The organism is Mycobacterium sp. NPDC003449 (assembly GCF_053588415.1).
In genome coordinates, this window is record NZ_JBSFPX010000002.1 from 24,028 (window position 1) to 48,875 (window position 24,848).

28 protein-coding genes and 1 pseudogene are annotated in these 24,848 nt (G+C 66.2%); 9 read left to right on the forward strand and 20 right to left on the reverse strand.

What is annotated here, in order from left to right:
- The first annotated feature begins 350 nt into the window (after positions 1-350).
- Positions 351-761 (forward strand): transglycosylase family protein, encoded by a 411-nt coding sequence (locus tag ACWDTP_RS00860; protein WP_450015607.1) that lies wholly within the window; start codon positions 351-353, stop codon positions 759-761.
- Positions 762-832: 71 nt separating this feature from the next.
- Here the strand turns inward: ACWDTP_RS00860 and ACWDTP_RS00865 are convergent, their stop codons facing one another.
- From ACWDTP_RS00865 to ACWDTP_RS00885, 5 genes are all read right to left on the reverse strand, one after another.
- Complete coding sequence (locus ACWDTP_RS00865) at positions 833-1,894, reverse strand: acyltransferase family protein (RefSeq protein ID WP_450015609.1); 1,062 nt, start codon at positions 1,892-1,894, stop codon at positions 833-835.
- A gap of 238 nt (positions 1,895-2,132) precedes the next feature.
- Positions 2,133-2,264 carry a hypothetical protein gene (locus ACWDTP_RS00870; RefSeq protein ID WP_450015845.1) on the reverse strand — a complete coding sequence of 44 codons (132 nt, stop codon included), beginning with the start codon at positions 2,262-2,264 and terminating at the stop codon, positions 2,133-2,135.
- Positions 2,265-2,294: 30 nt separating this feature from the next.
- Positions 2,295-3,272: an alpha/beta hydrolase family protein gene (locus ACWDTP_RS00875; protein ID WP_450015611.1), complete on the reverse strand. Its 978-nt coding sequence runs from the start codon at positions 3,270-3,272 to the stop codon at positions 2,295-2,297.
- 95 nt (positions 3,273-3,367) lie between these two features.
- The gene (locus ACWDTP_RS00880) at positions 3,368-4,279 is read right to left on the reverse strand and encodes an MBL fold metallo-hydrolase (protein WP_450015613.1); all 912 of its coding nucleotides are present in this window, start codon (positions 4,277-4,279) and stop codon (positions 3,368-3,370) included.
- A 97-nt stretch (positions 4,280-4,376) separates the two neighbouring features.
- Positions 4,377-4,931: a sugar O-acetyltransferase gene (locus ACWDTP_RS00885; RefSeq protein ID WP_450015615.1), complete on the reverse strand. Its 555-nt coding sequence runs from the start codon at positions 4,929-4,931 to the stop codon at positions 4,377-4,379.
- 53 nt (positions 4,932-4,984) lie between these two features.
- On the opposite strand from ACWDTP_RS00885, the gene ACWDTP_RS00890 reads away from it, so the two are divergent.
- Together ACWDTP_RS00890 and ACWDTP_RS00895 are read left to right on the forward strand one after the other, a co-directional pair.
- Entirely contained in the window at positions 4,985-5,971 is a 987-nt protein-coding gene (locus ACWDTP_RS00890) for a LysR family transcriptional regulator (protein WP_450015617.1), read from the forward strand.
- Between the two features lie 5 nt (positions 5,972-5,976).
- Positions 5,977-6,651, forward strand: a complete 675-nt coding sequence (locus ACWDTP_RS00895) for an HAD-IA family hydrolase (protein WP_450015619.1) — start codon at positions 5,977-5,979, stop codon at positions 6,649-6,651.
- On the opposite strand, the pseudogene ACWDTP_RS00900 reads toward ACWDTP_RS00895, so the two are convergent.
- Positions 6,634-7,136, reverse strand: a pseudogene (locus tag ACWDTP_RS00900) (DinB family protein). The gene ACWDTP_RS00895 and the pseudogene ACWDTP_RS00900 sit on opposite strands and share 18 nt — an antisense overlap.
- Positions 7,137-7,232: 96 nt before the next feature.
- Between ACWDTP_RS00900 and ACWDTP_RS00905 the strand changes: the two are divergent.
- Complete coding sequence (locus tag ACWDTP_RS00905; protein WP_450015621.1) at positions 7,233-7,985, forward strand: class I SAM-dependent methyltransferase; 753 nt, start codon at positions 7,233-7,235, stop codon at positions 7,983-7,985.
- A gap of 20 nt (positions 7,986-8,005) precedes the next feature.
- Here ACWDTP_RS00905 and ACWDTP_RS00910 read toward each other — a convergent pair whose 3' ends face one another.
- Positions 8,006-8,497 carry an SRPBCC domain-containing protein gene (locus ACWDTP_RS00910; RefSeq protein WP_450015623.1) on the reverse strand — a complete coding sequence of 164 codons (492 nt, stop codon included), beginning with the start codon at positions 8,495-8,497 and terminating at the stop codon, positions 8,006-8,008.
- Positions 8,494-8,793 (reverse strand): ArsR/SmtB family transcription factor, encoded by a 300-nt coding sequence (locus tag ACWDTP_RS00915; RefSeq protein ID WP_450015625.1) that lies wholly within the window; start codon positions 8,791-8,793, stop codon positions 8,494-8,496. Before ACWDTP_RS00915 ends, ACWDTP_RS00910 begins: the two co-directional genes overlap by 4 nt.
- A gap of 320 nt (positions 8,794-9,113) precedes the next feature.
- Here ACWDTP_RS00915 and ACWDTP_RS00920 point away from each other — a divergent pair, with 320 nt between their 5' ends.
- Positions 9,114-9,875 carry an alpha/beta hydrolase gene (locus tag ACWDTP_RS00920; RefSeq protein WP_450015627.1) on the forward strand — a complete coding sequence of 254 codons (762 nt, stop codon included), beginning with the start codon at positions 9,114-9,116 and terminating at the stop codon, positions 9,873-9,875.
- 22 nt (positions 9,876-9,897) lie between these two features.
- Here ACWDTP_RS00920 and arsB read toward each other — a convergent pair whose 3' ends face one another.
- From arsB to ACWDTP_RS00940, 4 genes are all read right to left on the reverse strand, one after another.
- Complete coding sequence (gene arsB / locus ACWDTP_RS00925) at positions 9,898-11,388, reverse strand: ACR3 family arsenite efflux transporter (protein ID WP_450015629.1); 1,491 nt, start codon at positions 11,386-11,388, stop codon at positions 9,898-9,900.
- Entirely contained in the window at positions 11,385-11,753 is a 369-nt protein-coding gene (locus tag ACWDTP_RS00930) for an ArsR/SmtB family transcription factor (RefSeq protein ID WP_450015630.1), read from the reverse strand. The genes arsB and ACWDTP_RS00930 overlap by 4 nt, the downstream gene beginning before the upstream one ends.
- 70 nt (positions 11,754-11,823) lie before the next feature.
- Entirely contained in the window at positions 11,824-13,083 is a 1,260-nt protein-coding gene (locus tag ACWDTP_RS00935; RefSeq protein WP_450015632.1) for an MFS transporter, read from the reverse strand.
- A 70-nt stretch (positions 13,084-13,153) separates the two neighbouring features.
- Positions 13,154-13,639, reverse strand: a complete 486-nt coding sequence (locus ACWDTP_RS00940; RefSeq protein ID WP_450015634.1) for an ArsI/CadI family heavy metal resistance metalloenzyme — start codon at positions 13,637-13,639, stop codon at positions 13,154-13,156.
- Positions 13,640-13,739: 100 nt separating this feature from the next.
- Here ACWDTP_RS00940 and ACWDTP_RS00945 point away from each other — a divergent pair, with 100 nt between their 5' ends.
- On the forward strand, positions 13,740-14,099 hold the full coding sequence (locus ACWDTP_RS00945; RefSeq protein WP_450015636.1) for an Rv2640c family ArsR-like transcriptional regulator: 360 nt from the start codon (positions 13,740-13,742) through the stop codon (positions 14,097-14,099).
- 45 nt (positions 14,100-14,144) lie between these two features.
- Here ACWDTP_RS00945 and ACWDTP_RS00950 read toward each other — a convergent pair whose 3' ends face one another.
- From ACWDTP_RS00950 to ACWDTP_RS00970, 5 genes are all read right to left on the reverse strand, one after another.
- Complete coding sequence (locus ACWDTP_RS00950; protein WP_450015638.1) at positions 14,145-14,606, reverse strand: GNAT family N-acetyltransferase; 462 nt, start codon at positions 14,604-14,606, stop codon at positions 14,145-14,147.
- Positions 14,607-14,629: 23 nt separating this feature from the next.
- The gene (locus ACWDTP_RS00955) at positions 14,630-15,967 is read right to left on the reverse strand and encodes an amidase (RefSeq protein WP_450015639.1); all 1,338 of its coding nucleotides are present in this window, start codon (positions 15,965-15,967) and stop codon (positions 14,630-14,632) included.
- Positions 15,964-17,256 carry an MFS transporter gene (locus ACWDTP_RS00960; protein ID WP_450015641.1) on the reverse strand — a complete coding sequence of 431 codons (1,293 nt, stop codon included), beginning with the start codon at positions 17,254-17,256 and terminating at the stop codon, positions 15,964-15,966. Before ACWDTP_RS00960 ends, ACWDTP_RS00955 begins: the two co-directional genes overlap by 4 nt.
- Positions 17,257-17,340: 84 nt before the next feature.
- The gene (locus tag ACWDTP_RS00965) at positions 17,341-18,189 is read right to left on the reverse strand and encodes a class II aldolase/adducin family protein (protein ID WP_450015643.1); all 849 of its coding nucleotides are present in this window, start codon (positions 18,187-18,189) and stop codon (positions 17,341-17,343) included.
- Between the two features lie 78 nt (positions 18,190-18,267).
- Complete coding sequence (locus ACWDTP_RS00970; RefSeq protein WP_450015644.1) at positions 18,268-18,948, reverse strand: GntR family transcriptional regulator; 681 nt, start codon at positions 18,946-18,948, stop codon at positions 18,268-18,270.
- Between the two features lie 464 nt (positions 18,949-19,412).
- Between ACWDTP_RS00970 and ACWDTP_RS00975 the strand changes: the two genes are divergently transcribed.
- The 3 genes from ACWDTP_RS00975 (at position 19,413) to ACWDTP_RS00985 (ending at position 21,891) form a co-directional block, all read left to right on the forward strand.
- Complete coding sequence (locus ACWDTP_RS00975; protein WP_450015847.1) at positions 19,413-20,663, forward strand: S1C family serine protease; 1,251 nt, start codon at positions 19,413-19,415, stop codon at positions 20,661-20,663.
- A 160-nt stretch (positions 20,664-20,823) separates the two neighbouring features.
- Positions 20,824-21,285: a GNAT family N-acetyltransferase gene (locus tag ACWDTP_RS00980; RefSeq protein WP_450015646.1), complete on the forward strand. Its 462-nt coding sequence runs from the start codon at positions 20,824-20,826 to the stop codon at positions 21,283-21,285.
- A 96-nt stretch (positions 21,286-21,381) separates the two neighbouring features.
- Positions 21,382-21,891 carry a nitroreductase/quinone reductase family protein gene (locus tag ACWDTP_RS00985; RefSeq protein WP_450015648.1) on the forward strand — a complete coding sequence of 170 codons (510 nt, stop codon included), beginning with the start codon at positions 21,382-21,384 and terminating at the stop codon, positions 21,889-21,891.
- 7 nt (positions 21,892-21,898) lie between these two features.
- Here ACWDTP_RS00985 and ACWDTP_RS00990 read toward each other — a convergent pair whose 3' ends face one another.
- From ACWDTP_RS00990 to ACWDTP_RS01000, 3 genes are all read right to left on the reverse strand, one after another.
- Positions 21,899-24,034 carry an acyltransferase family protein gene (locus ACWDTP_RS00990; RefSeq protein WP_450015650.1) on the reverse strand — a complete coding sequence of 712 codons (2,136 nt, stop codon included), beginning with the start codon at positions 24,032-24,034 and terminating at the stop codon, positions 21,899-21,901.
- A gap of 180 nt (positions 24,035-24,214) precedes the next feature.
- On the reverse strand, positions 24,215-24,382 hold the full coding sequence (locus tag ACWDTP_RS00995) for a hypothetical protein (RefSeq protein ID WP_450015652.1): 168 nt from the start codon (positions 24,380-24,382) through the stop codon (positions 24,215-24,217).
- Between the two features lie 50 nt (positions 24,383-24,432).
- On the reverse strand, positions 24,433-24,732 hold the full coding sequence (locus tag ACWDTP_RS01000; protein WP_450015654.1) for a hypothetical protein: 300 nt from the start codon (positions 24,730-24,732) through the stop codon (positions 24,433-24,435).
- Positions 24,733-24,848 lie beyond the last annotated feature (116 nt).

Consider the following 24,848-nt stretch of genomic DNA (forward strand, 5'->3'; position numbering starts at 1 on the left):
ATCACTTGCACCGCATAGGAATCGATATTCACTGAATTAGTCAGTTGTCACACGGCTGCGGGCGAGCTCTTAGAACAAGGGCGATCTCACGCCGTCGGCTGCGTGCACTCGGCATAGCGCCTTGACCAGCAGGTATGTCACAGTCACGCGACCACCAATGGCCTCATTGGCAACATAATGCACATAACTATTAAATAAACTCAAAGAAGATAGTTAGACTCTCTAGCACGGCTATTTTACTTTCGCCCCATTGGTAAACTCGGTATCACGACGGGGGTGGAAAAAGTCATTCGCCCTGTCTGTTACCGGCGTGCGCCTTGCTCGGCGCGCGACGTCAGGAGGGGATCGACATGCTCGTGCGCAAGGTCGTCACGGTGCTGGCGATGGTCGGTGTGATCGCCGTGACCCAATTGACCCTGCAAGTGCCGAGTGCCGGCGCGGAACCCAACTGGGATGCCATGGCCCAATGCGAATCGGGCGGAAACTGGGCGGCCGATACCGGCAACGGCTTCTACGGAGGGCTGCAGTTCACGCCGGCCACCTGGGCGGCGAACGGCGGGATGGGTTCGCCCGCCATGGCGCCCCGCGAAGAGCAGATCCGGGTGGCCCGCAATGTGCTGCAAACCCAGGGCCTCGGCGCCTGGCCGGTGTGTGGGGGCCCGGTGGGTCAGGCCAGCGGCTCCTGCCGGCAGGTGATGGCCTGGATCCCGTTCGGTGGACTGTCGCGAATCTGCACGACGTTGCTCAATCCGATATCGTGACAACGTATTTCGCCACTCGCGCCGATCAGGTGGACATCGGCGGTCTTGACGGGTAGGTCAAATACGCGACGTTACGTCGGCACCGCGTCGACCCCCGGTTTCCTGGTCGTCGATGGTCCGGACTTCTGGAAGATGCGGTTTTTCCATGCGGTCGCCCGCTTCTCCACCAGGAACCAACTCGCCGCGGCCACCGGCATGACGGCCACCGTCGAGATACCGAAGAACAGAAACGGATTCAGCGGGGCGAGCCCGAAGGTGGCCAGCAACTGCTGGACCGGGAACGCGTAGATGTAAACCCCGTAGGACAGATCGTTGCGCAGCCGGGCCCTGCGAACCAGAGCGCCCGACACGATGACCGCATAGGCCAGCGGTAGTGCGCCGATCAGGCGGTAGTTCTGGGTGAAGCCGGATGCGACGACGATCGCGGCGCACAGCGCGACCAACGACCACCGGGCCGGCACCTTGTTCTGGTACTGGTAGAACATCGCCCCGGCCAGGAACACCACCGAGAATCGGGCGAGCATCTGCACCATGCTCTGCCCGGTCGGTTGATACGAGACGTAGGCCGCCCAGCAGAGGGCCGCGACGAACAGAATCGGGATCGTCCAGCGCCGCTTCAGCAGGCCGAGAAACCCCAGCACCGAGACCATGACGTCGCACAGCAGCACGAAGAACAGGGTCCAGATGGACCCGTTCCAAATTCCTGGATAGGGGACACCCGTAGGGGTGCCGTCGATGCCGATGTAGGCCACGTTGAGCAGGGCGTTGTTGAGCACGTACCCGAGCTCCGATGACAACGAGACCGAGGTGTTCTCGATCTTGGCGGCGATCGGGGCGGCGACGAAGGCGATCACCACCAGGCAAACCCACAGGCCGGGGAAGATCCGCAACACGCGGGACGCCCAGTACTCCTTGAGGTGCGGGCGACGTATCCACGCTGCCGTGATGAGAAATCCGGAGATGACGAAAAATCCGTCGGCGAACATGTCGCTGAGCAATCGCGCCGCCGGTTCCAAGGTCATCTCACGGCCGGTGAGCGGCCAGGAATGCCAGAACACCACCCCGACGGCGAGGATGAGACGCCACAGGGTCAGAGCGTTGCGCCGTGGGTCGAATACCTGACCGAGCATCAAGACCCCCCCGAGTGTCGATGTTTTAGTTCGCAGACAATATAGTGGCCGGCCTCGATCTGCGCTTGCCGCCGGTCATGGCGAACGTGGTGAGGTTGGGTACCCTCGGCTGTTCCGCTCGGCGCTCCGACGTGCCGAAAGAGCGTGGGCCGTAGCGTTTCTGTGCGGACGTCGGGGAATCACGGGCCGGCCGAACGGCGCACTTTCCAGCGGGCGCCGAGATCGGATCGCAGTGAGTAGATCAGCCGATCATCACGCTGCCGGCATCATTGCGGGCCCGGTCGTAGTCCTTGGCCCGGGCAACGTACAGCGTCGCCTCGCGCAGCGCCCCCATGATCGTCAGGGCGGTTGCCTCCACCGGCTGGGGTGGAATGCTGCCTGCCGCGCACGGGTGGTATGTGTGTTAAGCGAGGACGGAGCGGAGCCAGTCCAGGATCGTCGCGACGCTCTCGGGGTCGAGCCGGCCGCCGGGCTGGTTGTAGTCGCCATCGGGTGCCGCGCGGACATCGGCAGAGCTGCGGGTGTCCTCCTTGAACACATGGTTGGCGTTGGGCGGAAACGCGAAGACCACATTGGTCATCCCCGCGGCGGCCGCCTGCAGGGGCCCGCCGTCGGCGCGGACGTCGATCTGACGGTCCCGTCCGCCGATCAGGACGAGCGTCGGGATCTCGACCCGGCTCAGCGACGTGGTGGCGTCCTCGGCCCACAGCTCGCGGGCGAACGGGAGGTTGGCCGGCGACTCGAACGCCGCCAGTGCCGACTTGACCGGGTCCGGTAGGTCCGGGTCGAGGTCCATCGCCTGCCCGGCCCGGTAGCGTTCGGCGGCCGCGCGCACGGCGGGCATGAAATCGGCGCCGTCGGGCAGCTGGGTGGCCAGCGCCGCCAGCTGCTCGAGCAGGACCGCACCGACCGGGCGGCCGGGCGGAGCCGCCAGCACGATCCCGGCCAGCGATATGTTCTGTGCGCTGGTCGCGTAGTGCAGGACATGCAGGGTCCCCTCGCTGTTGCCGAGGGCGGCGATGCGCGTTGCGTCCACGAAGTCCTGGGCCGCCAATACGCCGACCGCGGACGCCAATTCGTCGAGATGTGACTGCATGCTCATTCTGCCGATGAGCTTCGTGACGTTGTCGACCGCATTCGGCCCGGAGGCACGTTTGTCGTAGCGCAGCGAGGCGATGCCGGCATCGGCAAGGACCTCGGCGAGCAGTCGACCGCTCCCATTGGTGCCGGGTAACAGCGGTGAACACCAGTCTCGATCGGTCGGGCCACTGCCCGCGACGAGGACGACGGCGGGGAAGGGCCCGTCGCCGTCGGGGCGGGCGACGGTGCCGTACATGGCGATCCCGTCGAGTTTCCAGGACGTCTCGGCGGAACTCGTCACGCCCCGATTATCGATGCGCGTCGCGCATGACGCCAACGGCGCAGGCCGCGAGGTTTGGCGCCGAAGCCGTCCTTCGGCGCCAAACCGTCACGTAGTCAGTAGTCCCAGGTGGCCGGTACACACCGGAAGACATCGCCCGCGGCGGCCACATGGCAGACGGAAGGGAACGGCAGGTGGGTGGCCACCAGTGCCTCACCCGTCGCCGCGAGCTCTCGCAGCAGGCGGATCCTGACCCGGGCAGCCTCCTCCGGGTCGTGCTCAAAGCCATTGTGCCACTCAGGATTATCGAATCCGGGCGCGAACACGGCATCGCCGGCGAATGTGAGCTTTTCACCGTGCGATTCCAGCCGGACCACGCTGTGCCCGGGCGTGTGGCCGCCGGTCCGGCTGATGAGCACTCCCGGTGCCACCTCGTACTCGGTCTCGAACGTCTGAAGCTGGCCGCGGTACTCGTCCAGGAACTGCGCAGCGACCCTGCGAAGTACGTCCGGTATCGGCTGGGGCATCGTGGTGTGCGAGAAATCGGGTGCACCCCAGAACTCGGCCTCGGCGGTCGCCGCGTGAACGCGCAGGTCGGGACGCAGCCGGTCCTTGAGCCCCTTGGTGAGCAGGCCGCCGACATGGTCCATGTGCATGTGGGTGAGCACCACGTCGGTCACCGAAGCGAGATCGACACCGGCCGCCTCGAGTCGCTGCACCGTCTGCCCGGCACGCGGAAAGTCCGGGAATTCCAGTCCCAGTCCGGCGTCGACGAGGATGGTGCGCTCGCCGCTACGCACCACGACCACGTTCAGCGGCCAGTCGACCACCTCGGGCGGCAGGAAATTGTCGTCCAACCAGGTTGCCAGCTCGGCCGACTCGACGTTGGTGCCCAGCGTCGAGGCCGTTATGGGCAGCACGCCGTCGCTGATCACCAACACCTCGATGTCGCCGACCTGCACCGCGTAGCGGGACGGAACCAGCTCGTCGAGTCCGGTGCCGAACCGTGTGGCGTTGTCCAAACTCATATGTCTCTCCTCCTGGGGGGCTGCCCGAAGACATCGTCGAAATGACCTGTCTGTGTGGTCGAACGCCGTGCGCCGTCGGGATTCATCCGGCGGGCGGTCACACCTGCCAGCGCTTACGCGCGCTGGCTTTCGGCCCGGCGACGAGGGTGTTCTTCGGTACGTCGTCGGCGACGACCGCGCCCGCACCGACGACCGAGTTTTCCCCGACCGTGACGCCGGGAAGTATGGTGACGGCCGCGCCGATCCACACCTTGGTTTCGAGCACGATCGGTGCGCCGAGAATGTACCGGTGCCGCTCCGCCGGGGGGACTGGGTGACCGGAGGTGATCAGGTGGGTGCTGGGTCCGATCATTGTGCCGTCACCGACGTAAATGCCGCCCTGATCGAAGAATCGGCAGCCCTGGTTGACGAAGACGTGTTCGCCGAACTCGGTGTTGAGCCCGCAATCGGTGAAGAACGGCGGGTAGAGCGTGAGCGTTTCGGGCACGCGCCTGCCGAACACTTCCGCCAGCAGCGCCGCCCGCCCCGTGGTGTCGTCGAACGGGAGCAGGTTGAGCCGCGACGTCAGGGTGGTCACATGGTCGATCCGTTCGGCGACCTGCGACCATTCGGGGGTGTCCACATACAGGCGTCCGGATGTCAGATGAGGCATACGCCGATTTCAGCAATGCTGGCGAACCGTCGCCAAACAACCGACACGCCGGCATGACACAACCAGGAGTGGAGCGGCCGCCGATGGACCTTGACGGTGTCCGGACCTTTCTTCTGGCGGCCGACCTCGGCCGGATGCAAAGTGCTGCCGACGAGTTGGGTCTCACCCCGCAGGCCGTCTCGAAACGCGTCACCGCCTTGGAGCAGACTGTCGGAGCCGCCCTGTTCTCGCGCGGTGCCCACGGGGTCCGGCTGACCCGCGAAGGCCGCACCTTCCTGCCGCATGCCCGGGAGTTGGTCCGCGCCGCCGACCGCGCATGGGATTCGGTCCAGCCGCACCGTCGGGCGCTGCGTATCGACGTCACGCATCGCCGGATCGCGCCCTCGGTGATCGTGCAGGATTTCCACCAGGCGAACCCCGGTCTGGATATCGACGTGGTCACCTTGCCCGACAACAGCCTCCGCGGCGCGCTGGCCGCCGTGCGGGCGGGCGTGGTCGACGCGTCGTTTCGGGCGGTGACGGTCCCGGCCGAAGACCTTCCGAAAGGTGTCGGTGCGGTCCGAGCCATCGACCACGAGCTGGAACTTCTGGTCGGGCCTCGTCATCCCCTTGCCGGTCGAACCACCGTCGCGCCGGCTCAGCTGGGTGGCCACCGGATCTGGATACCCGGAATCGTGCCGGGAACCGAGTGGGCGACGTTCTACGAGGACTTCGCGGCGGCGTTCGACCTCACCGTTGACGGTCGTGGCCCGCACTTCGGTGACGAGGCTCTGCTCGAACAGCTCACTGCGGCCTCCGATCTCGCGACGCTGATCGGCAAGCGTGATCGCTATCTCTGGCCCGCCCACTACGACTTGAGGCGCATCCCGTTGCGCGGGCCGACGCCGCTCTACCCGCACTCGCTGATCTGGCTGTCGGCGAACCCGCATCCCGCCCTTGCCGCGCTGCGGGACTACCTGGCCACGTTGCGCCGGCGACAACCGCCCGGACAGAACATCTGGCTGCCCGGTTGGGCCGCCGACGACCACCTCGAAGGATGAACATGATGAGTCGGAACGCCTTCCACGTTGAGGCCGTCCTCACCGACATCGACGGCACCCTGGTCGATTCCACACCCGCGGTGGAACGCACCTGGCGGGTATGGGCCGCGCACCGCAACCTGGACGCCGAGGAGATTCTGCGGGTCTGCCACGGACGGCGCACCGAAGACACCGTCGCACAATTCCTGGCGCCGGCCGAAGTGGCAGAGGGGGTCGCCGAGCTGGACGCGTTGGAGTTGGCCGACATGGCGGGCGTCGTCGCGCTTCCGGGAACGCAACGCCTGCTCGGCAGCCTGCCGGTGAACCGTTGGGCCGCAGTCACATCCGGGTCGCAGATGTTGATGCGAGCCCGCCTCGCTGCGGCGGGTCTACCGGTCCCGGACGTGCTGATCGCCGCCGAGGATGTGACCGAGGGGAAACCGAGCCCGCAAGGGTACCTGCGGGCCGCCGCCGCGCTCGGCTTTGCCGCGGCGGAGTGTTTGGTGATCGAGGACGCCCCGGCCGGTCTGGCGGCCGGCCGGGCCGCATCGGCCCACACGCTGGCGGTGGGTACCTCCCACGATCTGGCGGAACTCACCGGGTACGACGCCGCCGTGCCCGACCTCGGCCGGATCACGGTCGAGACGACGGCGGCCGGCTCGCTGACGATCGTCTGCGCCGATTCAGGCGTTCGGCGGTAGGGGCACCGTCCGGTCGATCTGCTCGCGCAGGATATCGCCGTGCCCGGCATGCCTGGCGAATTCCTCGACCATGGCGAGCAGGGTCCAGCGCATACTCACCGGTCCCTCACCGGGAATGTCTTTGGTGTCATCGAGTCGAAGCGGGCCGCGATCGCCCGTGACCGTTGGCTGGCACGCTCGAACTCGGCGATGACATCGGCCAGCGACTCGTCGTCGGCGACGGCGAACGTGCCTTCGTCCCGGTTCGAGTATCCATCGCATTCGGAGGCATCGAGCCCGGCCCAGAACCGTTGGAACCAGATCCGTTCCGCGGCCGCGGCATGCTTGATCAACGAGGCCGGGGTGGTCAGCGACGCGACCAGCCGCCGGCGGGCATCGGACTCGGACAGCCCGCGCACGGTGGCGATGAGCGCCTCACGGTTGCGGTCGAGCATGTTCTCGATGATCGTCCGTTCGGATCCGTCGGTAATTCTCTTGGTAATCATAGGGTTTCACTCCGTTCTTCGGTTGACGGCAAGGGCGGGGCCGCGACGTGTGCGGTCGATGGCACCGGGGGAGGCTCCGACGCCTAGGCTGTGGCGGTGGAACGCGCAACCGAGGTGGCCAAAAACGTCACACGCTCCGCGGATCGGGCCCGGGTCAACGATTACGACAGTTTCGCCGAAGCCTACGCGGCCGAGAACGAGAACAGTCTGGCGAATGCGTACTACGAGCGTCCGGCGATGTTGGCGCTCGCCGGAGACGTCGCCGGCCGCCGCATCCTGGATGCCGGGTGCGGTACGGGCGCCTTGGCCGCGGCCCTGTCCGGACGCGGCGCGATCGTCACCGGCATCGACGCCAGCGCCGGAATGCTCGCGGTGGCCAGGCGGCGCCTCGGCGAGGACGCAGCGCTACACGTCGTCGATCTCGGCGATCCACTGCCGTTCGACGCCGATGCGTTCGATGATATCGCCGCCTCGCTGGTACTGCACTACCTGCAGGACTGGGGGCCGACACTGACCGAAATGCGGCGGGTGCTCAAGCCGGGTGGTCGGTTGATCGCCTCGGTGGACCACCCGTTTGTGGCGTACACGCTGCGGGAGCCGCGGCCCGACTACTCCGCGACGACCAGCTATTGCTTCGATTGGACGCTCAACGGCACGTCGGTCCCGATGAGATTCTGGCGTCGGCCGCTGCATGCCATGACCGACGCCATCGCCGACGCCGGTTTCCAACTCTGCTCCATCAGCGAACCGCAGCCCGACCCGGCCGCCGCGGAATTGTTCCCCGACCAGTTCGAGGACTTCGTGACCAAGCCGGTCTTCCTCTTCTTCGTCGCCACGCGGTTGGCCTGATCCGCGTTAGTCCGGAGTGCTCACGAGGCGATTTGGCCCTCCACGAGTTCGGCGAGGGCATCGGTGACCGCGCCCCAGCCGTCGAAGAAGCCGAGTTCCTCGTGACGGGCCCGGTGGACGGGATCGCGGTGGCGCACGATCGCCCGGTAGCTGGTCCCGTCGGGGTGCTCGCCCAGGACGATCTCAGCGGTCATCGACACCGGTTCCGGCGAAGCGGGCCGCCATGCGCTGTCGACCGCATTGGTGAACACCAGCCGGGAGTTCTCCTCGACGACCAGAAACACCCCGTCGGTGTGCGGAACGAAATGCGTGCCGTCATCGCTCATTTGGGTGACGAATCCGCCACCGGGGCGCACCTCGAGCCGATCGATACGACTCTGGGTCGGCGCCGGGGTCCACCACCGGGCCAACAGGGCCGGATCGGTCCACGGCCGCCAGACCGCGTGCCGTGGTGCCCGGATCACGCGCTGCAGAACCAGATCGAGATCGGGATCGATTGCGGTCGTACTCATTTGGTCTCCTCAGTTTCAGTGACGAGTTGTTCGAGCCGGTCCGTGCGGGCCTCCCAGATCGCCCGCTGCTCGGCGAGCCAGTCATCGACCAGGGACAGACGTTCGCGATCGAGCGCACAGATTCGGACTCGGCCACTCTTTTGCGTCCGGATCAAACCGTTCGATTCAAGGACGCGGACATGTTTCATGAACGATGGCAACGCGATCGGGAACGGCTTCTTCAAGTCGCCGACACTCGCCGGCCCGCTGCCGAGCCGTCGAATCACCGCCCGCCGCGTGGGATCCGCCAGCGCCACGAAGAGTCCGTCGAGCCGACCATCATACTTATCCACATGGCTAAGTGTTTCACGGGCACAACGGTTAGCGCAAGGGCTAAGTGTTAGGTCATTCGGGCATTGCGAACCTGACCGTGGCTGAGACCGGGCGGGGGAGTGGAAACAGTTGGACAGGATCTCATTTGGGTTGATAGCTTGCCCGTGGCCGTGACAGTACGAGAGGAGGTGAGACCCATGAACGCTGCAACCCCGTGGGTGCTCCCACTCGTGTGCACGGTCGGGCGATCGAGGTAGGTGTCGCCGGGAGCGCCCGAACAACGGCACTTCCGAAAGGCACCACCATGCAATTCACCTCTGAGACAACGTCGAACGGTGTCATCGAGCGGACGTTCACTCTGGACGACATCACCGGTGTGCTCTGGTCACCGGAATTCCATGCCGGCGGCGCGCCCCTGATTCTCGCCGGTCACCCCGGCGGCCTGGACAAGCGGGCCCCGGGGCACGTGGCCCGGGCCCATACCTCGGTGATCGCACACGGTTTCCACGTCGCCTCTATCGATGCACCGGGGCACGGCGACCGGGTCCGCAGCGCGCACGACCACGACCTGGTCGCCGCGTTCCAGCGAGCCCGCGCGGAAGGCAGCCCGTTATTCGGCCGGCTGCTCGCCGACTACTGCGCATCGGTGGCCGAACGCGCCGTACCCGAATGGCAGGCGACCATCGACGCCCTGCAAGCCCTGCCCGAGATCGGTACGCAGGTACCGATCGGCTACTCCGGCGTATCGCTGGCCGGTGCGATCGGAATACCGCTGGCCGCGGTCGAACCCAGGATCGCCGCTGCGGTCTTCGGTTGGACGTCGGCACACGACGCCCTGCTCGAAGCGGCGAGACGGGTGACCATCCCGATCGAGTACCTGCTGCCCTGGGACGACCAGGAGATACCACGCGAATTCGGCTTCGAGTTGTTCGGCGCCTTCGCCTCGGAAGATAAGGTGCTGCACGCCTTCCCGGGCGGTCATCGCGCGGTGCCCACCGACGGCGGCATCGACACCTGGTTCTTTCTCAGGCATTTGCGGCGGCGGGACATCCCGGCGGTGACGTGAACGGGTCGCGGCAAGCCGGCGATCACCTGCCCGCGCTCGCCAGCTCGGCCAACAGTCGCCGGACTCGTTGGTCGATCTGGTCGCGGATCGGCCGCACGGCGTCGATGCCCTGGCCGGCGGGGTCGGGGAGTTCCCAGTTCTCGTAGCGTTTTCCGGGGAAGATCGGGCAGGCGTCCCCGCAGCCCATGGTGATGACGACATCGGCGGCTTGCACGATTTCGTCGGTCCAGGGCTTGGGGTACTCACCGGTGATATCGATCCCGACCTCGGCCATGGCTTCGACGGCGGTCGGGTTGATGTCTTTGCCGGGTTCGGATCCACCTGACCAGGCGATCGCATTCTCGCCGGCGTAGTGCGTGAAGTATCCCAGCGCCATCTGGGAGCGGCCTGCGTTGTGGGTGCACAGGAATAGCACGGCGGGTTTAGCGTCGGCGTCACGGTGTTGGGAGGTGTGGTGGCGGAACCGTTTACGCAGTGCCAGGGCGACGTAGACCAGGGCCACCAGCACCGGCACCTCGATGAGCGGTCCGACCACCCCGGCCAGGGCTTGGCCGGAGGTGGCGCCGTAGGTGGCGATCGCGACGGCGATGGCCAGTTCGAAGTTGTTGCCGGCGGCGGTGAACGCCAAGGTGGTGGTGCGTTCGTAGCCGAGATCGAGCACGGTGCCGAGCAGGTAGCCGCCGCCCCACATGATGGCGAAGTACGCCAACAGTGGCAGCGCGATGCGGGCGACATCCCACGGCTGGTGGGTGATCCGATCGCCTTGGAGGGCAAAGAGAATCACGATGGTGAACAACAATCCGTAAAGCGCCCAGGGGCCGATCTTGGATAAGAACGTGGTTTCGTACCAGTCGCGGCCCTTAGTGCGTTCTCCGAGACGGCGGGAGAGGTAGCCGGCGGCCAGGGGGATGCCGAGGAAGATGAGCACGGATTTGGCGATCTGCCACGGTGAGGTGTCGATGGTGGTTTGTTGCAGGCCGAGCCAGCCGGGCAGGACTGAGAGGTAGAACCAGCCCAGCACGGCGAACATGATGACCTGGAAGATCGAGTTCAAGGCGACGAGGACGGCGGCGGCTTCGCGGTCGCCGCAGGCGAGGTCGTTCCAGACGATGACCATGGCGATGCAGCGGGCCAGCCCGACGATGATCAGTCCGGTGCGGTATTCGGGGAGGTCGGGCAGTAGCAGCCAGGCCAGGGTGAACATCAATGCCGGACCGGCCACCCAATTCAGGACCAGTGAGGACAGCAGGAGTTTACGGTCGCCGGTGACCGTGTCGAGGCGGTCATAGCGGACCTTCGCCAGCACCGGATACATCATGATCAGCAGGCCCAAGGCGATGGGCAGCGAAATACCGTCGATCTGAACGCTTTCCAGCACGGAATTCAGGCCGGGGATCCAGCGGCCGAGCAGCAGGCCGGCGACCATGGCCGCACCGATCCAGACCGGCAGGAGCCGGTCGAGGGTGGAGAGCTTGCCGACGACCGGCGGCGCCGACGTGGTGGTATCGGTCACGCCGAGGCTCCCGCCGTCGTGCCGAGCAGGACGGTCAGGCTGGCCAGTGCGTCGGGTACCACCGCGTAATACACCCACGACGCCCGCCGCTCCGAGGTCAGCAGCCCGGCATCGCGCAACACCTTGAGGTGGTGGCTGATGGTCGGTTGTGACACCTCGATGTCGGCGGAGATGTCGCAGACGCAAGCCTCGCCGCCGGCGTGGCTGGCGATCGCCGAAAACAACTGCAGCCGCACCGGATCGGCCAGCGCCTTGAGCTTGACCGCCATATCCGCGGCGGCCACGGCCGTGAGGGGTGCACGCAGCAGCGCCCCGGGCGGGCAACACGTGTCCTGATCGGCCAACAACTCCCGCGATTTCGACATACATCGATATTGATGGATATCAAATCCATGGTCAAGTGAACCCGGGGTGAACGGGCCTCGGCTGGGTCGTCTAGTCGTGGCCGCGGTGTGCCGGCTGTGCCGATGTCGGGTCGGGCGGGGCGGGGGTGGCGGTGAGGTGGGCAGGCGTGGCCGCCAGGCTGAACATCGTCGCCAAGATCCCGAGGGCGCCGAGGACGAGGAACATGGGTGCGTAGCCGCCGAGCAGGCTGGCCAGTGTGGCGCCGATCCACGGGCCCAGCGCGGTGGTGAGGGTGACCGGGGCGGCCAGCACAGCGCTGAGGTGACCGTAATGGGTGGTGCCCCACCGGTCGGTGACAGCGGTGGCCTGCAGCAGGGTCAGGATGCCACGGGCGAAACCGGCCAACACGGTGACGATCACCAACGCCAGCAGTGAGGTGAACACCCCGAGCAGGGCGGTGGTGGCTGCGGTCGCCGCCAAGATCAACACGGTCCGAGCCCGGACACTCAGCCGCCGCACCAGCGCGCCATAGCCCAGCCGGCCCAGGACTTGGCCGGCGCCACCCAGGCCCAACGCCAGCGCGGCGGCCTGGGTGCCGATGCCGCGTTCGGCCATCAGCGGTACCAGATTGACGATGATGGCGTAGGAAGCGCAGGCTCCGACCGCGATCGCCGCGGTCAGCGCGATAAACGGCAGGCTGCGGGTGGTGCGCGTCGGCGATTCGAGGTGATGAGGATGCGGAGCCGGTGGCCAGGGGTAGCGCAGCCCGAAGAAATGCGCCGGAATGGTGACCACGGCGAGTGCGGCAGCCAGCACCAGATAGGTGGCACGCCAGTCGAGGTGATCGGCCAGAGTGGCGGTCAGCGGGGCGAACACGGTGCTGGCCAGCCCCGCCACCAGGGTCAACACCGTCAACGCTCGGACGTGGCGCGGCCCGTACCAGCGGGTCAACGCGGCGAACGCCGGCTGATACAGCACCGCAGCCATCGCCACCCCCGCAGCGATCCAGGACGCCACAAACCATCCCAGGCCGGGGGCGAGCGCCACCCCGACCAGCGCCAGCGGGCCCAGAACCGAGCCGGTCGTCATCACCGCATGCGGGCCGTGGCGGTCGATCCAACGGCCCACCCCGATCCCCACCAGCGCCGAGGTCACCAGCGCCGCCGAGAACGCCGCGGTCACCGCCGGTGGCGACCATCGGGTTTGGTCGGTGATGCGCACCGAGAGCACCGTGAACGCGTAATACAGCACCCCCCAGCTGGTGATCTGGGTCAGACACAACGTCGCCAAGATCCGCCGCAGGGCGGCCTGGCTCGGCGTAAAAGCCTGTGGCGCGGTCGAATCCGTCACACCACGACCCGCCGCTGATCAGCCATCATCCCCCTCGTCCGTGCCCGGTGCCGGTTGGGCCGCGCTGATGTCAGCAGCAGGACGCGGCCCTGGCCGGCGCATCGGTTGCGGCGGCCGTGCTGCCGCAACACCCCCTATCCTTGTCGTCGCCGGCCGATTCATCCAGGTGCTGGGGACTGGTGCCGAAGGTCTCGGAGTCGGCGAGCACGGTGTAGACCTCCCACTTCTCGCCGGCCGGACCGATCACCCAGACCTTGTCCTGGGTGGCGAAGCAACACGTGGTGCCGATCTCCTCATCGGTGAACAGGCCTTCGCCGGTCAACCGGGCGATCTCGGCGTGCACCTTCTCACTGGACTCCACCTCCACGCCGAGGTGATTGATGGTGCCGCCCTTGCCGGGGTTCTCCAGCAACACCAGCTTCAACGCCGGGTCGGTGATCGCGAAGTTGGCGTAGCCGGGCTTCACCTTGGCCGGGTCGGTGCCAAACAGTTTGGTGTAGAACGTGATCGCCTCGTCGAGATCGTCGACGTTGAGCGCTAACTGAACACGGGACATGATCCACCTCCACTAGGGATGAGACATATATCGAATTGACGCGTCGACCCCAGGGTGCCACCTTTTCGATATATGTCAAGAGCTGTGGCAAGATGGGCGTATGCCCAAAGCATTGCCCGTGATCGACATGTCCGCCCCGGTGTGCTGCGCCCCGGTGGCCGCCGGGCCCATCAGCGACACCGACGCCCTGCAGGTGGCGATGCGTCTGAAGGCGCTGGCCGATCCGGTGCGGGTCAAGATCATGTCGCTGCTGTTCAGTTCACGGCCGGGGGAGGGGACCAGCGGGGATCTGGCCGCAGTGCTCGACCTGGCTGAATCGACCGTGAGCCATCACCTCGGCCAACTCCGCAAAGCCGGGTTGGTGATCTCCGACCGGCGCGGCATGAATGTCTTTCACCGGGTGAAACCCGAAGCCCTGCAGGCCTTGTGCGTGGTGCTCGATCCGAACTGCTGCCGCTGACCCGATGATCGCTGTGCGGCGGTACCGGTCGCGCAGGCAAGGAAACTACTGTACCGCAAGGGCTTTCGCATAGAAGATGCGGTCGTACCCGTCCTGGCGGCCACGCGCGGTCTCGATGTAGCCGCGACGGGTGTAGAAACTCTGGTTTTCGGTCATCGCGACGTTGGTGACCAGTCGCACCTCGGGTAGCGCGAATTCGCGGGCGTCGTCCTCCGCCCGGGCCAGCAGGCGCGCCCCGTGGCCACACCCCTGTGCGGTGGGAGCGACGGCGATGGTGTCGAGCCGAAGGTGGTCGTGGTGCACTTCGTTGACCAGGAGCCCCTCGATCACACCCCCGGCTTCGAGCACCCATACCCGCATCGACGCGACAGCCAGGGAATAGTCCGCGTCCATCGGTGCCGGCCGCCTACCGATCCGCACGACGTACTTGTCGAATGCATCGCGTACGAGTCGTTCGATGGCAGGCACGTCGGGTTCGACGGCCCGGCGAACCCGACGTGCGCTCATCACGTCGCCAGTCTAACCACGAGTCACAAACCCCAAGAACGGGACAGGTTTTCGGCCAGGTTGTAGAGCATGGCCTCCGAGGACCGCGGGCCGATGAGCTGACAGCTGCTAGGCAGCCCGCCGATCGAAGGGCTCCGGATCGGAACCGCGAGGCTGGGCAGGCCCGCGAGGTTGCTGATCGCGGTCAGCCTGGCCAGATGGGCGCCGACGTTGATCTCGCGGCCGTTCAGTTCGGCGGTATCGGCCAGGAGCGGTGTGGCGTGGAGCGGTGTCGTCGGGGTGAGTATGACGTCAACCCGATCCCACAGCCGGCCGAAAAGTTCATCCGCGGTGGCTCGTTGGGTGAGTGCCTCGGAGTAGGCACCGGACGTGATCGACGCACCGGCCTGCACACGCTCACGTACATACGGGTCGACGTCGGCCGGTCTGTCCCGCACCAAGGAACCGTATTCGGCGAATGCCTCGTAGGAGAGGATGGTTCGCTGCGCCGAGTACAGCTCGGATGCTCCCGGAACACCCACCTCCACGATCGTCATCCCGGCACGCACCAGATGAGGTATCACGCCCAGGACATCGTCGGCGATCACCCTATCGACGTCGTCGAAGTAATAGTTCGCCGGTATCCCGATCCGGGCCGCGGCCGCTGGGCGTCCGCCGGGGATCGACGCGAGTTGCCCGAGGAGGACTCGGTTGTCGTCGATGGTGCGGGAGAGTATCCCGACGTGATCCATGGTCGGCGAGAGCGGCAACACTCCCGTCGTGCTGAGCAGCCCGGCGGTCGGCTTCATCCCGACGGCCCCGCACAGGGCCGCGGGGATCCTGACCGAGCCGCCCGTATCGGTGCCCAATGCGGCCCACACGAGGCCTTCGGCTACGGCGGAGGCCGAGCCTCCCGACGACCCGCCGGTTATCCTGCTCCGGTCCAAGGGATTTCGCGGTGTCCGGTAGGCGCAGCGGTCTCCGGTGCCGCCGTAGGCCAGCTCCTGTGTGGCGGTCTTGCCGAGGACGACCGCCCCGGCAGTCTCCATGCTGGTGACGACCTCGGCGGTGGAATCGGGTACGTAGTCGTCGAATAACCGCGACCCGGCCGTGGTGCGTACGCCACGGGTCAGGAAGACATCTTTCACCGCGACCGGCACGCCGTGCAGCGGGCCGCGACAGTAACCCGACCGCAACTCCCGATCAAGAACGGCGGCCCGTTCGCGGGCCTGCGTGTCGCACACGGTGACGAAGGAGTCCAGAGTGGAGGCTCGGACCCGCTCGAGGCGGTCGTCGACCACTTCGAGAACGCTCAGTGACCGGTTGCGCAGCAGGCCACCGAGGTCGCGGATGGACAGCGACTCCAACGCGGTTGGCGTCATGACGACAGTTTCTCGACCTGCGGTGTCGGATCGGACGTGTCCGCGGTGGTCCTTGACAGTGCCTGGTTGGCGGTCTCGGGGGAGAAGTACGCCGTCACCAGGCTCACCGCACCGGACGCCATGACCAGCGCCGCCACCGGCCACAGGCTGTCGGCCCACCCGAACAACGCTGTGGCGACGAGGGGTGCGGTGCCGTTGAACAGTGCTCCACCGAGTTGATAACCCAGCGATGCGCCCGTGTAGCGCGACCCGGTGGGGAAGAGTTCGGCAAAATATGCCGACACCGTGCCGTACTGACCGTAGTTCGCGATGCCGAGGCCGATCGCCATGGCAAGCCAGAAGAGCGCGGGCACACCGGCGTTGATCAACCACGTCACCGGGAACACCACACACATCGCAAACGTCACGAACGTCATGTACGCGCGGCGCCGCCCGAACTTGTCGGACAACGCCGCGGCGACCGGCAGTACGACGATGCCGACAAGACCGCCGATCACGTTGCCGCTCGTCGCGACCGCGGTCGAGAAGTCAAGGTGCTGAACGGCGTACGTGGCCGCGAAAAACGAATAGATGCTGGATCCGGTGCCGTCGATGCAGCGTAGGAGTGCGACGCGAATGATGTTCCCGGGGTTCTTGACGGCTTCCAGGAGGGGGAACCGCTGGATCTCGCCCTGCGCCTTGTTCGCCTCGAATTCCGGCGATTCGGAGATCCGCATCCGGATGAAGAGGCCGACGAGAAGCAGAGCGGCGCTGAGCAGGAACGGCACCCGCCAGCCCCAGGAGTGGAACTCATCGTCCGGCAACAGTGCGAACAGCGAGAACACGCCGGTGGCCAGGACCAGGCCCGCCGGTGCGCCCGCGTGCGCCGCACTCGCGAACAGCCCGCGCCGGTCCTGCGGAGCGTGCTCGGCCGCCATCAGCACTGCGCCACCCCACTCGCCGCCCACCGCCAGGCCCTGAACCAGGCGCAGGACGATCAGGAGTGCGGGTGCCAGAATCCCGATGCTGTCGTACGTGGGCAGCGCCCCGACCAAGGTCGTCGCCACGCCCATCAGGAGCAGTGTCGAGACCAGGGCTCGTTTGCGTCCGAATCGATCTCCCATGTGGCCGAATACGATTCCGCCGAGCGGTCGGGCGAAGTAGCCGACCGCGAACGTGCCGAAGGCGGCAAGCGTCCCGGTGAGTCCGTCCATGGAGGGGAAGAACAGGACGTTGAAGACCGCGGCTGCCGCGATGCCGTAGAGGAAGAAGTCATACCACTCGATGACGGTGCCGATGAAGCTGGCCATTGCGACTTTGCGGGCAGTGGTGGGGCGGTGCGGCATTGGTGGCTGGCTCTCTGTGTGTCGGGCGACCGCGGTTGGTGCGCACTCCTATTCGAGGAGGTCCGGCACCCTGGCGATGACGTCGTCATACATCGGCTGAATGTGCAACCAGGCCATGAAGGGCGTCGCGAGGTGATTGCGGGAATGCAGCGCCGCCTCGCGGCCGATGATCTGCAATGGCGATCCGGTCGATTCTGCCTTGATCTGGATCTCGCAGGCTCGGTTGGCCGCGATGAACCACCAGAGAGCTTCGTCGAGGGATTCGCGTCCGGCCGCGAACAGACCGTGATTCTGGTGGATGGCGATCTTGGCGTTGCCGAATGCCTCGGCGACCTCTCGTCCGGCGGACTTCTCGACCACCACCGCCCCCGCCTGGGCGGTGATCAGGGCCTGATCCTCGAAGAACCCGCACGCCGTCTGGGTGATCGGATCCAGCTTGCGCCCGAGCGCGGCCCACGCCATGCCGTCGATCGTGTGGGCGTGCACCGAGGCGACGATATCGGGGTTGTGATCGTGGATCGCGGCATGCAGGACGAATCCGGCCCGATTCACCGCGTAGTCACCCTCCACGACGGTGCCCGCATGATCGACGAGAATCATCTGGGATGCCCGGACCTGCCCGAAGCTGACCGCGAAGGGGTTCGTCCAGTACAGGTCGGGGCTCTCGGGGTCCCGGACGGTCAGATGGCCTGCGAAGCCGTATTCGTATCCCAGCTCGTACATGATCCGGCACGACGCCGCCAACCGTTGGCGACGGTGGACCCGCTCCTGGTCGTAGGAATCGAAGACGGGCATGGCGGGAAAACGCAGCCCCTCCTGTTCGGGTGCGTACACCGTCTTGGACCGGGCCGGTTCAGCGTGGCCGGCCCCGGCTACGGACTCGAGTTGTTGCGACAAAGACCCTCCTCCAAGTGGCGACATTATTTTGGATACATTTCTACAAGGTGTCAAGAGTCACTCGATACGAGCGTCCGCTCAGGACTGCTGCTCGCGCCCGATCGTCCGCTTCAACGTCGGCACCGCATGGGCGCGGTGCTGGTCGCTGAGTTTGATGAGGCGCTCGGTATCGCCGGCGCGCGCCGCGTCGAGCATCAGCCGGTGCTCACGCTGGCTGATCTCCCGGTTGGCGACCTCGCCGAAGTGCCGGAAGCGATAGGGGTTGGACTGATCCCACAGCTGCGACACCAGCCGCATCAGTCGGGACAGTCCGCACGGGGTGAGCAAGCGGAAATGAAACCGCCGATTCGCCGCCATCAGTGCCGCGATGTCGTCCCTGGCCATGGCGGAGTCGATCTCGTCGTAGATCGCCTCGAGCGCATCGATATCGTCGGTGTTGAGCAGCGGTGTGGCCAACTCAGTCGCCTTGTTCTCCAACACTTCTCGAAGCAGGTAGATCTCATGCAGCTCGGCCGGGTCGAGATCCGCGACGTAGTACCCGCGCTGGGGAATGTAGGCGACCTGGCCCTCGCCTTTGAGGATCTGCAGCGCCTCGCGGACCGGGTGCCTGCTGACACCCAACCGTTCGGCGAGCGCCTCCTGGTGAATTCGTGACCCGGGCGCAACCTCGCCGGATATCAGCCAGCTTCTGAGCTCTTGAAGTACAAACGATTGCGTCGTCGGCGGTCGACCGAGGTCCTGATCGCCTAGTTCCCGCACCCGGCAATCGTAGCCTCATCTGCGATGCCGGGGACGGGCACGCTCGGCGGTTGTGGCGACCGTAGTCCCTGGCCGGCGACTCCCGTTGTCGGCGTGGCGCTTACATCGGGAGTTTGCTGTGAAAGTCTTGGCCAGAACCGAACCCAATCTCAGCAAACCCTCAGTAGGCCCGTTCACGATATTAGGTGGGCGCCGGCATGGCGCATATATGTCGGTGTCGCAGGGAAGAAGCGGTCGCAATGAATCATTGGTCGGGCAGGTCGTCACAAGGTAGCAACGGCGAGTGGACCACGGGGCGGGTGCCTGATCAGCAGCACCTCAGTCCGTGGAGCCGCGCGGGATATCAGCATCCTCAGCCGCCCTACGGGCCGCGCCCCGAGATGGACCAGACGATGCACCAGGATGTCGAGGGTCCGCAGGCCCACGACAACCCGCAACCGAGGAAGAAAGCCCGAATCGGGGTTCTGGTTGCCGGCACGGCCGTGGTGGCCATGGCGACCGGCGCGGTGACGGCGGTGGCGGTGGTCGACCACTCCGGACCCGCCGCGTCCGCGGCCAGGGCATCGGCGCCGCAGCAGGTCGGAAAGCCGCTGCCGACAACGGGATCGACCCCTGCTCAACCGAAGGGCTCGGCACCGGCCGGATCGGTCGAAGACGTGTCCGCCAAGGTATTGCCCAGCGTGGTGAAGCTGCAGATCGAGACCGGACAGGGACGCGAGGAAGGGTCCGGCATCGTCCTCACCGGCGACGGGCTGATCCTCACCAACAATCACGTGGTGGCATCGGCCGCCGAGGGTGCCGACGATCAGGGGCCGTTGGCCGCCGAGGCCTCACCCGGCGGCCCGTTCCCCGGTCTGCCGCGCGGTCTCTTCCCCGGCGGTCAATTCCCCGGCGGCGACGACTCGACCGGACCGTCGAACAGCCCGTCGGCCCGAGCCGGCGGCGCCATGCAGGCGACGGTGACCATGTCCGACGGGCGCAGCGCGCCGTTCACCGTCGTCGGGACCGACCCCGCCGATGACATCGCGGTCGTGAAGGCCCAGAACGTGTCCGGGCTGACCCCGATCACGATCGGCTCCTCGAAGGACCTCAAAGTGGGGCAGAACGTCGTCGCGATCGGCTCGCCGTTGGGTCTGCAGGGCACGGTCACCACCGGGATCATCAGTGCCTTGGATCGCCCGGTGTCGACCGGCGACGCGCAGACCGGCCAGCACTCGGTGATGAGCGCCATTCAGACCGACGCCGCGATCAATCCGGGCAACTCCGGGGGTGCTCTGGTGGACATGAACGGTGATCTGATCGGAGTGAACTCGGCGATCGCCTCGCTGGGCGGTGGGCAGGACTCGCAGGGCGGCGGTCAGGCCGGATCGATCGGCCTTGGCTTCGCCATCCCGGTGGATCAGGCCAAACGGATTGCCGACGAACTGGTTTCGACCGGTACGGTCCAGCGCGCGTCGTTGGGTGTTCAGCTCGCCGGCAACGGCGAGAATGGCGCAGCCGTGGCGGGCGTCGTCGAAGGTGGCCCGGCAGCTGCCGCAGGCCTGCCCGACGGTGCCGTGATCACCAAGTTCGACGATAAGGTGATCGACGGTCCCGACGCGCTCGTCGCCGCCGTGCATTCCCGGGCGCCGGGGGACACCGTCACGTTGACCTACGACGACCAGTCGGGCGACTCTCAGACCGTGCAGGTCACCCTGGGGCAGCTGCAGTCGTGACCGATGGTTGGGCAACAGTGCCCGGCACCGAACTGCGTCACACGCCTGACCTGCGCACGAACTGTGGGCGAAAAGCATTGGGAACCCCCGTTACTGTAGATACGTGCAGGTGTGGAGTACCCGAGCCGAGCGTCCCGAGGACATCCGTCGTATTCGCGCCGTGAACGCGGCGGCGTTTCCCACGGAGCTGGAAGCCAATCTGGTCGACGCGCTCCGAGACGATCCCGATGCATGGATCGACGGCCTGTCGATCGTCGCCTGCGACCGGGCCGGCGTGATCATGGGATACGCGTTGCTCACCCGGTGCGCAATCGGCGGTGAGCCTGCACTCGCGCTGGGGCCTTGTGCGGTCGTGCCCGACGCTCAGCGCAGTGGGGCTGGCTCGGCAGCGATCCGGATGGGGCTCGAGGAGGCCCGAATTCGGGGCGAGAACCCGGTCGTGGTGCTTGGGCACGCCGAGTACTATCCGCGTTTCGGATTCACCCCGGCGTCCCGGCTCGGCATCGCTGCGCCATTCGCCGTGCCGGACGACACGTTCCTCGCGCTGGCGCTCGATCCTGAGCGAGCCGTCCCATGCGGTGAGGTGGTGTACCCAAAAGCCTTCGGGCTTTCAACTGAATGATCGCGGGAGTCATGGAGTATCGGTTGCTGACGCCGACGGACGCCGCGTGCCGGGGAGCGGGGAATTGAAGTCGGCCGTCGTGACGTTTCACTAGCGATGACTGATGACGGCCCGGCCCACAGGGGCACCCACGAATCGAACGTTCCTCGGATACCGACGTACGCCGAGACAGAGGCGAATCCGCAGCTCCTGACGGACTTCAACGCCGCGGTGGTCGAAGAGTTCCGGTCCAATCACGGGCGAGTCGGTGGTCCGTTCGCCGACTCCGACGTCGTCCTGTTGACGATGACGGGCGCCAAGTCCGGCCGACGACGTCAGACGCCGTTGGAGTACTTCATCGTTGACGGCAGGATTCTCGTTGTGGGCACCAAAGGGGGAGCCCCGCAGCACCCGGCGTGGGTACACAATCTGCGGGCTCACCCCCACGCGCACATCGAGATCGGCGAGGACAGCTACGATGTCGTCGCGCACGAGATCTCGGGCGACGAGCGCGACACCGCATTCGCCAGGATCGTCGAAATCTGTCCGCGGATTGACACCTACCCCAAAACCTGCCGAGTGATTCCGGTTTTCGAACTGTCCCGGACCACGCCCGCCGACCGCTGACCCTCGATCAGGGGAGGCGCCACCAGCCGGTGGTCACCGCGATCTGGCGTCCGAGTTCCTCGGCGAGGGTGCGGACATAGGTGGCGGAGAGATGGTGGGAGTCCCGGTAGATCAACACGTTTCCCTCTACGGCCGGACAGAACTCGACCCCACACATGGCGTCACTCATATCGAGTGTCTGCATCAGCGGAAGTCGTTGTGCCACGTCCGCCGTCGGGTCGCGGTCGGCGAGCGCGTCCGAGCGCTTCACCCCGCAACTGATGGCGTCGCCGCCGCCGGCCAGGCAGTCGGCCGGGTCGACCAGCTCACCGTCGTGCACGACCCAAGGGTTGTCTCGGATCCCGAGGATGCCGATACCGTGCGCCGACAACGTCTTCCAGATCGAGACATAACCCTTGGGGGTGTAGTCACCGCCCCCGTGTTCGTTCGGTCGGGTGGTGGTGGTGAACACGTAGTCGGGGCGGGTGTCGATCAACTTCGGTATCACGTGCTCGACCCACTGGTGGCAGTTGGTGTAGGGCTCGGGCGGGGTGTCCATGGTCGGGAGTTGCTCGGTGGTCAGCAGGCAGCCCATCTTCAAATAGCTGACGATCTTGAAGTGGTGTTGTCGGCCCAGCTGATCCAGGGCCGGAATCCAGTGTTCGGAGTGTGAGGCGCCGACCACCGCCATGACGCGTTCCGCATGGACATCTCCGGACGTGCAGGTCACGAGTGCCGGGTATTCGGCGGCGCTGGTGCAACCCCCGGACGGGGCGGCAGGCAGATCCCGGCGGGCTTCGAGAACCGTGGGCCGCATCGGCAGTTCGGGCACTCTCGCGTTGCTGGTCAGCGCCCGTGCCCCCGGATAGTCGTGCGCCGACAACGTGGTCAGTTGCTCGGTGAGTGGCTGCTTCACGACCACGTGCTGGCGCAAGGCGAACGCCGACGCCGTCAGCACGACGGCGAGCAGCGTGACCGCCGTGCCCAATGCGATCGTCGGCCGCTGGAGCCGCACCCGCAACGGTGCCCGGCCCAGGTCGCGAACCGGCGAAGGCGCGCGCACGGACCGCAGCGGCGTCTCGACAAATCGAGTGGTCAGATAAGCCAACACGCCCGATGCCACCAGCACAGCGGCACCTTCGAGAAAACTGACGCGGCGTTCACCGGTGTGCGCGAGCCAGAAGATCAACAGCGGCCAATGCCACAGGTACAGCGAGTACGACACGCCGCCCAGCGCCACAAACGGCTTCGTCGCCAGCATCCGGTTCGGATACGGCGCCCGGTCGCCGGCATCGGCGTTCAGGTTGGCGGCGGCCAGAACGATCAGTACGGCCGCACCGACCGGGACCAGCGCCCACGGACCGGGGTACTGCATCACCCCGTCGATCAGCGCACCGCAGGAGAACAGGGCCAGCAGGCCCACGCTCGTGGCCGCGGTCCGCAGCCACAGCGGCCAGCGGATATGCGGCGCGAGGTAGGCGAGCAGCACACCGAGGAGGAGTTCCCAGGCGCGGGCGAAACTGTTGTAGTAGGCGGTCATCTGATCGGCCGCATGAGCGAATATCGCGAAGCAAAACGATGCCACGCACAGTGCACTCACGACCGCGAGGAGCACGCTGCGGGTGTGCTTGACCAGCGACCGACGCAGTAGGTACGCGATCCCGAAGACCAGTGTCAGGAACGCCACGTAGAACTGGCCTTGTACCGACATCGACCAGATGTGCTGCAGCGGACTGACCGCTTGGGCGGCTTGCGCATAGTTGGAGGCACTGCCGGCGAGATGCCAGTTCTGGTAATAACCCAGGCTGGCCAGGCTCTGGTCGGCAAACGCTTCCCACCGCGTTTCGGGCTGAATCAGCACGGTGAGAACCGCGCATGCGGCCAGCACCACGACCAGCGCGGGAAGCAATCTCCGGATCAGCCGGCGCAGGTTGGGCAGCGGTACCAGTGACGCGCCCGGAGCGAGTGCGGTGCGTAGCACCGACCCGCCGAAAAAGTACCCCGAGAGCACCAGGAAGACATCGACGCCGCCGGATACTCTGCCGAACCACACGTGAAAAACCGCTACCAGCGCAATGGCAACGCCGCGAAGTCCGTCGAGGTCGTGCCGATACCAATCCGAGAGAAGCGGGGTGGCGCTACGTCCGAATGGCGCGTCGGCCAAACCAGATCACCTCACTGGATCGTCATTTCGATCGGTACGACCATCGCCGCGCAAGAATCGACGGGTAGGGGCGGATGGCGTCGGACTCCATAACTTGAGTCGCCAGTTTAGTTCACCGCACTGGGAAGCTGTCGCCGGGGCTCACCCCCAGCAAACATGAGTGAGCGCTCTACCGTGCGGTCATACCGCCTGCTCGGTGGGTCGGATCAGCATCTCGTTGACCGCGGCATGCGATGGCTGAGTGGCCATGTAGACGACGGCGGCCGCGATGTCGTTGGGGGACAGGGGATTACCGGTGGTCGCGTCGGGTGCGCCCTTGCTGTCGCCCAGTCGCGCCCTCCCAGTCAATGCCGCCGGACGCGCCGGACACCGATGCGGTCGTGCCGTTGAGTCTTCCGTCAGCCATCAAGGTCCCGTTCGGTGTGGGTGTCGACGGATTCAACAACGGTCGACGTCCGCACCGGCATTCCCCGCGCCGACGCCCTGTTGGCAAACGGAATGCCGACCATCGATCGTCCGTTCATGAACGGCTCGCAGCCGGCTTTGTACTGCGGTTTTGCCAGATCCGGGATGTTCGAATACAGTTCGCGGCTAATTACTACATTGCAGTAGTAGCAGGAAAAGTGGCACAGCTCACATCGCGGCAAACTCGGGTCGCAATGCCACGAATGTGACGTGCCGACGGTGGGCCGGCTCACGGGCCGGCCGCGGCCGTGACGCATGCAGCAAACTTTTACCGGCGCACATCTGGTCAGCTCGGTGCTTGGCCACCGGATAGCTCCAGTGCGTGGTCCAACCCTGTTCTCCAGCGTCG